Source organism: Vibrio sp. D173a (assembly GCF_030248475.1).
Genome location: NZ_JAHGAH010000003.1, coordinates 1 through 1,487, shown reverse-complemented (window position 1 = coordinate 1,487; position 1,487 = coordinate 1). Strand labels below are relative to the sequence as shown.

The window sequence follows — 1,487 nt, the reverse complement described above, 5'->3', positions numbered from 1 at the left end:
GGTCGATGGAAGCTCTTGCCGGTTATTACCGCGCTCTTTCCGTTGTCCATAAAGTTAAACACTTGAGCGAAGAAATAATTATTATCCCTTTCTGAGTTGAGGTGTACTTTCCCTGTCGGCTGAACGGTGATAGGAAAGACGTCATAGCCACCTTTACGCTTTTTGTTTTCACAATATAGGTAGAGAAGCAGTCCTGTTTTACGCTCTAAGAACCCTAAATTCTCGAAACGGCAAGCGGCCAGTCGTCCAAAAAACCAAGTGTAAACAAGGCCACGCTTTCGGTCGAAGTATATATGCGCAGGCTTTGGAGACTTGATAAAAAACACAGTAAAGAATAATGTTAATGACAATGCCACACTAGCAATAATAAGCTCAGACACAAATGATTTTCGCTTATTTTTTGTACCATACTTAAATACGGCTCTACTGTAATTAATTAAAGAATATTCTCCTTTCTCATCGAACCAAGCTCGATAATATTGAAACCATTTTCTATCAAAAGAATCAAATGGCTCACCTCTCGCCTTTTGAGCCTGATACTCGATAACTCTCTCCTTTGCAGTGATTAGAGAAGCTGAATTAGGTCCTAACTTATCGACAAAAACAAAAGCCAAAAACCATAGTCCAATAACCAAAGGTAAAAGGTACGCAAACCGTAAACCGAGCCTTGCATCACGCACAGTGAGGACATCATCGGTCACTGTCATAAAAGGCTCTAACGGATCATAAGCGGGCTTAATCGGCTTAAATTGGGAAGCAAAGGACTTACGCCATTTACTAAGCCTTTGTGGGTATTGGTATCTAACTAAAAAGCCTTGGCTGTTTGTTCTTTTCATTTTTCGTCCTGTCCTATACTGCTTGGCTTATCATCAACCATTCCATAATACGTTTTTTCTAACACACCTTTAGAGGTAAGCATGCGTTTTGGCACCACCACCTCAGGGCTCTGTTGGTAATACCAGTGCACATTCAATGTTTCTTCGTCCTCACTTTCCATTTCAACCTCGAAGTTTAGATGCAACATGCCATCGATAAGCTCTCTTTTGAAGAAGTCATCGCTGTTCACCGCATCATTGAGGGCTTGTTGGAACGCCTGTGTGGCTGATTTATTCTCAACGGCATGGTATCTCACCATCTTATTAATCGGTTGCATAATATCGACTGGTCGCTGCCGAGTGCTGCAGACTGCTCCGATAACATTCGATTCACCAGGCGTAAACCCCGGTAGCCGCATACGATAACCGTAGATTTTTCTTGTCGGAGATAACTCTTCTTTGATCCATACTTTGAGTTCAGGACACAGCAAGATATTCATAAATTCTTGCTGCTCAATATTCAAAGCCAGTTGGTATTTATCTTCTTGATATCTCTTTAAGGCAAATTCTAACCGTTGAGAAATATCAAAATCACCTTCTTCTTCAAAATCCCAAAATGAGTATTTCTCACTTTTGCCCCAAAAACAGCGAACCAGCAGGTTTTCGAGCGCT

Annotated in this window: 1 protein-coding gene and 1 pseudogene; both read right to left on the bottom strand. The window is 41.3% G+C overall.

Translation table 11 applies throughout. The features are described 5' to 3' along the window. On the bottom strand, positions 1-836 hold an 836-nt coding region (locus KIV40_RS00115), incomplete at its 3' end, for a hypothetical protein (RefSeq protein WP_285347602.1). Continuing rightward, positions 833-1,487: pseudogene (locus tag KIV40_RS00110) on the bottom strand (hypothetical protein); the annotation flags it as partial. The gene KIV40_RS00115 and the pseudogene KIV40_RS00110, both read right to left, overlap by 4 nt.